The following is an 8171-nucleotide window of genomic DNA, read 5'->3' as shown; positions in this document are numbered from 1 at the left end:
CCCGTCCTGGCCGACCCCGGCTATCAAGGTGCAGGTCACGGCATCGTCGTTCCGTTCAAGCAACCTGCTGATGGCAACATGCTCAGCGTCGACAACCGCGCCCGCAACGCCCTACAACGAGCGCTACACAGCCTCGGCGAACGCGGCTTCGCCCTCCTCACCGAACGCTGGACGGCCCTGAAGCACACCACGCTCAGCTCCAGCCGGATCGGCGACCTTGTACGCGCCGCACTCGTTCTCGTCCACTTCGAACATCGCCGGATCAGCTGAAATTCACTGAGAAAACGTCACTTGTAAAACAATGTCGATCTCCGGAATCGCGGCCAACGATCCGTCACACCTCAACAGGAAGATTGTCGGCTACGACGTAGGAGTGGACCCCTGGAGAGGCGGGGCTCACCCGTGCGGCAAGCGCGGTGGCCGCCAGTAAGCTCTGACCGAAACGTCTGTCAGGTGACTGATTCCCACAGCTTGTCGAGGTTCGCATCCGGATACACATCCGGCCGCCACTCGTGGACGTTCCTCAGGAAGAACCTGTACTCCTGGTGCTCGGCGAACCTGCGGCGCAGCAGGGCGGGATCGAGGCCAGCCTGGCCAAGGAGCAGAGCGCGTAACACCCAGCGCAACGACAACGCAACGGTGAGGTATCGATCTACATCACCGTCTTCCAGCCATCCGGGGTTCGTCTGGTGCGCGAAGTCGTTACGAGCTCCGTAGACGAGATTCTTCCACCTGTTCGCGCGGCCGGTGATCCCTGGCACGAGCGCTTCGGCTTGGGCCGCCAGCTGATCGAGTCGTTGTCCGTAGCCGGGTTCATACATATGGCCGAGGAACCCCTTGACGGCATCGGCGGCGGACTCGTCGATCTCCTTGGCCGCCTTCGCTGCTGCCTCGCGGATCTGAACCGCAAGCTCACGGGAGAAACGTTGTACGTCAGGAAAGAGCCGCCGGTGCAGCCCTTCCGAGATCGTGCTGAGGATCAGAACCTGGGTCTCCAGGGGGAGCGAGGTCGTGATGACACTCACCACTCCCGCGGGAAGGGGACCGAGGGTCTCGACACGATCCAACCACGCCCCGATCGCGGCAGGCGACAGGTCGGTGAGAGGCAGCAGGGGCTCGGAGGAGAGGATGAGGTCGGCACCGTGCTGGGAAGGGCTGTGGACAGGCCACCAGGGTGCTTGCGGATGCTCCTGGACGGCGAACTCCATCACAGCCACGGGGCGGGCAGTGGCGAGCTGAAGCAGGCTGACGAGCGGCTGCAGGTAGGTGCGCTCCAGGACGTGCAGGTCGGCTGGCGGCAGATCGGTGAGCACCAGCTGGGGTTCACCGGCGAAATCTTCCCAGGCCAACCGGCCGCCATTGCCGAGTTTCACGGGAGCGCTCGCGGTATCGGCCGCACGAGTGAGCGTCTGCAGGCGGACTCGAAGTCCTCCGAACTGGTGGTCGACGTTGTCCAGATGCGTACCGACAACCGTGAAAATCCCCTCGAAGCGCTGCTTCTGCCTCTCGCGTGTCAGTCCACCGCTCCAGCTTGTGGACCGACCTTCCAAAAGGGTGACAGGGATACCGCCCTCAAGCTCTCCGTGGATCGTGACGAGCCCGGGATCTGTCGACTCCGACGTGGAGACGACAGAACCGTCGATTGCCACCTGCATTTCGACGACCCCTGGAAAGCCGTAGAGGGAAGGCGACACCGTGATCGAAGATGAAGCCTGCTTGGCGAGCCCGAGGTGTCCTGGGGAGCGGACGGACGGGTTAGTCGCCACCCAGAACATGCCGTCGCGTGTATCCGTACTGGAAGTCACAGGTGTGACCACCTCTGAGGATTCGTTCATAACACTCTACAAAGGCTGAAGGTTATTTCCGGACGATCATAGCGCCTTTAGCATCTCATACACGCCAGCCGCTTATTCACCGAATCCCTCCCATCCGACCAAGTGGTCTGGCCCGAAGACAAAGATTTCAGCTGAACCGACCTAGTACGGCAGCCCGCCCTTTAAGTTATTGCGGGTGAGATGGGTTGGACGCGAGGCGGTTGGCCTCGATTTCGTCGATCGTCATGACCGGGCGACGTCTGGTCTAAGTGGTAGTCGTTGAGGCCACGTCCGGGAGGTGGCCCTCGGAGAGCACCTCTATCGCGTTCTTCAGGGCATTCGCATCAAATACGGCCCGTGGATCCAGGCTCAGCCATGGTCAACCGGTGCCACCCCGAGGAGGAGGGCGCTGAACGTCGCTCGCTCCGCGACGGTCGGCGAGACTAGGCGTGATCCCAGGCCGTCGTGAAGAGCTGGAGGGCGTAGTCGTACAACAGGCCAGGGCGGGGCGCCACGATGCAGGGCGAGTCGCGCCCGTGGGTTGCCGGACGGTAGAGAGTGAGGAAGGCGACCCGGTCGGTGATTACTATCCGGTGGAGGTTGGGGAGGTTGTAGCGGCGCAGTTCGATGTTGTCTCTATCGTGGGCAGCCTCGCTGATGTAGGCGGCGTTGATGTCGATCTGCTCGGCCAGCATTCCGCGGGAGAAGCCGGGGTCGAAGCGCCGGATCTCGTCCTCGCGCCACGCTAGCCATGACATGGAGCGATGGCAGGTGTCGGGAAGCAGCACGTGGACGAACTCCAGGCGACGTCCTTCGTTCTCCCACAAAGCAGCGAACCCGTCGCGGGTGAGCTCATTTCCTCGCCCGGTGAGTACCCGTACCCAGCGGGCTTTGTCGAGCTCTGCCTTGAGATCGTTGGTGGCGAGGCGCTGCCGTGGAAGTACCCGGGAGATCCCCAGGCCAGTGAGTCTGGACAATAGAAGGGTCGGCCAGGAGCGGATGCGAGGCGACAGCGCCATACCGCCTATCACAGCGAGTGCACCAGCGACGAGCGAACTCGCCACGCCGATCAAGAACTCTTCCATCGGGGCTCCCGGTCATATGCGACATGGAAGGTAGGGGATCAGCGCGCGCAATACCTCGGCGGCGTGCCTGGCAGCATTTTTCTGCAGGATGTCGTTCTTGTCCTTGTCAGAGTAGTCAGAGACTCCACGAATCACCACCCAGCCGCGCATCTGCGGCAAGTTACCGCGCTCATGAAATGCCTGAGCCAGACCGCCGGCTTCCATGTCGACCACGGAAACTTTGTCATTGTAGTACTTAAGGTATTTTCTGATCTCGGACTCGGCGTCCGCGATGACAGCGTCGCCAGTTCCAATGATGCATGGAATAACGTCAAATTCTTCATCTCCACTGGCGAATCGTGCGGGTTCACCGTAATCGATGAAGAAGCTATTAACGGCGTTTCCCACTGCGACTGGCGTCTCACGGTCCTCGCCTCTGCGCTGGATCCCGTCCGCGGTTTCCTTTCGGAGGTCGTAGTAGACGGCTCGCGTTCCTATGGCGACGTCCCCCGTTGAGACGTCGGGGTGAAACCCACCGCCGATGCCGACAAGGGCGATGACGGCCGGTCGGAACATCTCCCTGAGATTCTCGAACGCGGCCATGGTGGATCGTTGGCCCTGACCGAGCGAACGGATCATTGCCACTCTGGCGGCCATGCCTGGGAGGTCGGCCCTTCCGCACCAGAAGGGAATCCCGTTCACGGGTTTAGGTTCGAGTTGGAGGGTGTCTATGACCGCCCTGGCCTCTGAATCTTTCATCGTTATCACGCCGACGTCCGCGCGCCCGCCGACCGTGGCCTCGGACAGGTGTTGGTGCACGACTCTGGCGCCGTCACCGATCGCGCTCCCACTGACAGTCATAGGGCCGCCCTGATTGATTATTCCGCTGTTTTTGAAGTGACCGGTCACGCTTGGCCTCCCACTGATGCGCTGCCGAAGGATTCAGGTAGATCGAGTTTCACCGCATTGGCGCCGACCGCGGAGTTATTGACGCTCATTGACTCGCCGAAGTTCATGATCCCGGTATTGATGATGCTGGTAGCGCGTTCCTCGAACTCCGAGATGTCGACCTTGTGTTCGTGCAGGAAATCGGTTGCCGCTTTCAGCAGACGGTCCTCGATGAGCTTCACGTGGTCGGAGATGAGCGTTCGGTCGAGTTGTGCCGACTCCCACGGCATGCGCTTCTCTTCCCGCACACTCAACTTTGCTCCGATCTTCACACCGCGTTTGGGAAAGAGAACGCGGGTTCTTCGTGCTCGAAACGCACCGATTAGGACGGCCGGGACGCGGATCAGGCGCCATGCCCGCATGGTTTCGGCGGGAAGCCCGGTAAGGGCTCGGGCCGCCGCCCGGAGGACGGCCGCGGCTCCGCCTTCGCCGTACTCGTCGAGGATGTGATATTCGTCTGGCGTCCGCGTCAGCGCACACGCGGCGAAGTCGAGGCTGAGCGCGCGGCCCTTGACCGTGGCACGAAGGAACACGGTTGTGACCAGCTCACCGGATACCGACGTACGGATCTCAAGGAAATGATGGAATCGGTCGAATGGGCGATCAATGATCTCGTTGATTTCGTGCTCAGCAGGCTTCCCATGCAGCCAGCCACGTTCGGGGTCGACATCGGCCTCTGCTACATAGATGCGGTCTATTTCTCCGAAGCCAGGAAGGCTGGTGGCGTCGTCCTGTCCGTCGAGTCGTTGCATCTCGTCCTTCAAATACGCAACCAGCTCATGCGCCTTGAAGGGGAGAGGATCGAATTCCCGATCCGCCGTGCCGCCCTCGCCTATCTCCAATAAATGGATGTTGAGTGGCGGGTTCCAGCGATGAATAAGCCGTCCGGCTCCAATGAATGGCTTATGCGAGTCGTCAAGCGCCAGGATGTCGCGGAGTTGATCAAGCTCCGGCTTCTCCTTGGGGGGCCTGCGATAGATAACGAATGGGTGGCGCTGCTGTTCGTCGATCGCCCGATACCGGCGGCCGTTCGGCGAGGGCAGTTGGCCCTTGGCCGTTTGATGCAACGCCCTGCGCTGGGCGGCGCCACAGCCGCAGGCGATGAAAACGACCAACATTCCCGTGATCGCTGTTTGCTGCAGCAACTGGGAAAGCGGGACGCGCGCCACACCGGAGATCACAGGGACGGCGACAACCAAGGCACCGCTACCGATGCAGGCAAGCTTCAAGGAACGGAGATGCTCGGCGAGGTCGTTCGACTGGCTGTGCCAGCGGGCGCGTCGCAAGAACCGATCTGTGCGCTCTTTCGCCTTCAGCGGTAGCGCGACCAGTGCGCTTCTGACTGCGACGGCGACAGACCAGCACAGGCCGAAGAACGCTGTTGCGGCAACAGTCGCTGCGGGTGCCCGCACAAAGCCACCCAGGAGGACCACGAGGACCAGCACCGACTTCAGAGTCTCCAAACGCCACGCCCGCCAGGCGTGCATGACAACCGGCACCAGGTCGAAGCCATAGGAGGGTGCGACCATGTGCTTGGAGTCGTTGTAGACACGGCGGATAACCATCTCGCGGAAGTCGCGATCGAGGTACACGCCGGCGCAGAGGTACCGTGTCGCCTTCGAGCCGGCTGCCCCCGCGCCGTTCTCTGGACGTACCGTGCGCGATCGGGCCATGAGCCCTCCCCGGTAGTCATTTAGGTGAGCTTGACCATAAGTCGGTAAAGTCTTAGAGTCAAGTAGACCTTTAATAGGGGTATGGCAATGAGCAAGACAGTTCACCAACGCCGCCCACCCGCCTCCGTCGCCGTGGCCGTGGATCTGGTGATCTTCACCGTCCGCGATGGTCGGCTCCAGGTCCTGCTGATCGAGCGCGGCAACACCCCCTACCGCGGCCAAGCAGCGCTGCCTGGCGGGTTCGTCCGCGATGGCGAGACGCTGGACGCAACCGCCCGGCGAGAACTACGAGAAGAAACCGGAGTCTCAGCCGACAGCCTGCACCTGGAACAACTGCGCGCCTACAGCGAGCCCGATCGCGACCCGCGTGGACGCATCATCACCATCGCCTACCTCGCGATCGGCCCCGATCTACCCATGCCCCAGGCGGGAACCGACGCGTCCGCCGCCCACTGGACCCCGGTCTCCCCCATCCTCGACCGGCAGATCGCACTCGCCTTCGACCACGAGGAGATCCTCCGTGACGGGCTGGAGCGGGCCAGATCCCAGCTCGAGCACACCACGATCGCCACCGCCTTCTGTAGAGAGCCCTTCACCATCGCTGACTTGCGCCAGATTTACGAGGCGGTGTGGGGCGTCCCCCTCGACCCCAGCAACTTCCGACGCAAGGTCCTGAAGACCAAGGGCTTCGTCAAACCCATCGGTGAACGACGGCTCCCTGACATTGGACGTCCGGCCGCCCTATTCCACCGAGGGCTCGCCGAGATACTTACTCCGCCGTTGATGAGGTCGGGCACAGCGTCGATTTCTAGGGAGGAAATGTGAGTACGGAACAGCCGGCGAACGAGCAGCGTTCGCCGTCACGATGGGGGGTCTACGAATTTAGGCGGGGATGGTTCGACTCCGGCTCGCGCGAGTGGTTGCGCAGCGTGATCGAAGGCGTTGGTTGGTCGTGTTGCGGAAGCCGTAGGCGCAGCGCGCTTCGAGCTTGATCACCCGGTTGGTGCCCTCGCTCTTGGCGTTGGTGATGCCGGTGAGTAGGAACGCCTCGATCTGTGGCCACCAGGCGGCGATGGTCTCGGCGAGGGTGACGAGTTCGGGCAGGTAGGCGTGGTCGGCGCACCAGGCGTAGAAGGCATGCAGGCGGTGGCTGATCTGTGATCGGGCCGGGTTGGTCCGGGCCAGGGCGAGCAGGCGGCGCAGTTTCTCCTTGGCGTGCCAGCCGGCCAGGATGTGCTTGCCGTAGGTGCCGGTCCGCTTCAGGTCACGCTCCAGGTCGGAGCGCTGCTGGTCGGTCAGGTCCTCGCTGTTCGAACGCAGCAGCCTGCGGTGGTCGAACTCCGCATCGCCTGCCCGGCCGCGGCGTCCGCGCATCTTCCACGTCAGCCGTCGTCGCAGTTCGGCGAGCTTGGTATTGGCCAGCTGCACCAGGTGGAAGTGGTCGACGACGATGACGGCGTGGGGCAATGCGGTACGGATCGCCGACCGGAACACGGTGCACATGTCGATCGCCACGTGCGTGACGGCGTTTCTCCACTCGGCGGGGCGGGCGGTCAGCCACGTGGCGACCGCCGCCGAGACGCGGCCCTCGACCTGACCGAGCAGCCCTTGGCCGCCCGAAAGGTCGGTGAACCCGACGTGCCATCGGTCCGCGACAAGCCCGATATTTCCCGGTGACCGGGTCGAGTTCCCAGCGGGGACGGCCCCGGCGGATCTCATCGATCCCGATCGCCTCCGTCGGCTTGGGCTGCTCAGGAAGCACCTGTGCGGCGTAGGCGCGCATCTCGCGCATCGCCACCGGCCAGGACACGCGATGGTCGCGAGCGGCCTGGGCCACCGTACGCCCGCCATCGGCCACCGCCCGCCCGCATGCGCGGCGCAGCCGGGCTGTCGTCCGCATCCCGGCACTGACCTGCGCGATCTGCTCGGTGAACGACCGGCTCGCCTCCCACGCACAAGTCACGCGGTGAGGTGACCACGCGCTGCTTGACCTGCGTCGAAAGTACCCCGCCGGCAGGCCCGTGCGGCCTCATCGTCGGTGACCACGTGGGCCACGCAATGGCCATCGTCGCCGCGCTCCACCGCCGTGACCGCCAGACCCTCCAGGCCCAGCAGCAGTGTCGCGTCCGAGGAGATCTCTGTAGTGTTGTGCACGCCCGTGGTTTCTTGAAGATCGACTGCCTAGACAACAGTCATGATCCACAAGAACCGCGGGCTTCGCATATCCGGGGTCGGCCCAGACTCCATTCGTCACTCGCTGTGATCGCCTACCGAGACACGCGGCGGACCTCCCCGATCAAGCTCGAAGAGCCACGATGGGCTGATCCTTTGGAGCCACGCCCTCGCGCGGCAGCCATGTTTGCCTGGAAATCAGTTCTGATCTATCGGAGCAGCCCCAGTCGGGGAACTGGCTCGGAAATCCCGGCAGGCATGTCCAGCTCTGGGGTTTCAGGCCAAGCAAGCTCGGTTGCTCGGTCGTCGCTCGTTGATCCCTCACAGGGGCCCTGGTTGCTCGGGTGGATGCCCCGGCCGGTTGCTCGATGATTGACGTTTTCTCACCGAGATCGACTCGGACATCAGGGCTTTGTCTGATAGGAACAGGCACGCTCGTGCAGATACACGGATGAATGTCAGGAGCCCAAAAAGAACGTGGAGCTTCCGGTAGAAGGGGT

General features: G+C 63.0%; 8 protein-coding genes. 2 read left to right on the top strand and 6 right to left on the bottom strand.

Annotated elements, in window-relative coordinates:
• The coding region (locus QSK17_RS35485; protein WP_285711049.1) for a transposase family protein at nucleotides 1-270 on the top strand (270 nt) is incomplete at its 5' end.
• 179 nt (nucleotides 271-449) lie between these two features.
• On the opposite strand, the gene QSK17_RS35480 is transcribed toward QSK17_RS35485, so the two are convergent.
• The 4 genes from QSK17_RS35480 to QSK17_RS35465 form a co-directional block, all read right to left on the bottom strand.
• A complete protein-coding gene (locus tag QSK17_RS35480; RefSeq protein WP_285711046.1) occupies nucleotides 450-1775 on the bottom strand; it encodes a HEPN domain-containing protein in 1326 nt (441 codons plus the stop codon).
• A 482-nt stretch (nucleotides 1776-2257) separates the two neighbouring features.
• The gene (locus QSK17_RS35475; protein WP_285711044.1) at nucleotides 2258-2899 is read right to left on the bottom strand and encodes a hypothetical protein; all 642 of its coding nucleotides are present in this window, start codon (nucleotides 2897-2899) and stop codon (nucleotides 2258-2260) included.
• A gap of 12 nt (nucleotides 2900-2911) precedes the next feature.
• Nucleotides 2912-3787 (bottom strand): 5'-methylthioadenosine/S-adenosylhomocysteine nucleosidase family protein, encoded by an 876-nt coding sequence (locus QSK17_RS35470; protein ID WP_285711041.1) that lies wholly within the window; start codon nucleotides 3785-3787, stop codon nucleotides 2912-2914.
• Nucleotides 3784-5499 (bottom strand): AbeC-like domain-containing protein, encoded by a 1716-nt coding sequence (locus tag QSK17_RS35465; RefSeq protein WP_285711038.1) that lies wholly within the window; start codon nucleotides 5497-5499, stop codon nucleotides 3784-3786. The genes QSK17_RS35470 and QSK17_RS35465 overlap by 4 nt, the downstream gene beginning before the upstream one ends.
• Before the next feature lie 87 nt (nucleotides 5500-5586).
• On the opposite strand from QSK17_RS35465, the gene QSK17_RS35460 reads away from it, so the two are divergent.
• Nucleotides 5587-6324, top strand: coding sequence for an NUDIX domain-containing protein (locus tag QSK17_RS35460; protein ID WP_285711036.1), 738 nt, complete (start codon nucleotides 5587-5589; stop codon nucleotides 6322-6324).
• 57 nt (nucleotides 6325-6381) lie between these two features.
• Here QSK17_RS35460 and QSK17_RS35455 read toward each other — a convergent pair whose 3' ends face one another.
• Complete coding sequence (locus tag QSK17_RS35455; protein ID WP_285711033.1) at nucleotides 6382-7218, bottom strand: transposase; 837 nt, start codon at nucleotides 7216-7218, stop codon at nucleotides 6382-6384.
• 240 nt (nucleotides 7219-7458) lie between these two features.
• On the bottom strand, nucleotides 7459-7653 hold the full coding sequence (locus tag QSK17_RS35450) for a hypothetical protein (protein ID WP_285711030.1): 195 nt from the start codon (nucleotides 7651-7653) through the stop codon (nucleotides 7459-7461).
• Nucleotides 7654-8171 lie beyond the last annotated feature (518 nt).

It is taken from the genome of Microtetraspora sp. NBRC 16547 (genome assembly GCF_030268965.1).
Lineage (GTDB): Bacteria > Actinomycetota > Actinomycetes > Streptosporangiales > Streptosporangiaceae > Microtetraspora.
This window is presented reverse-complemented; position numbering and strand designations above follow the sequence as displayed.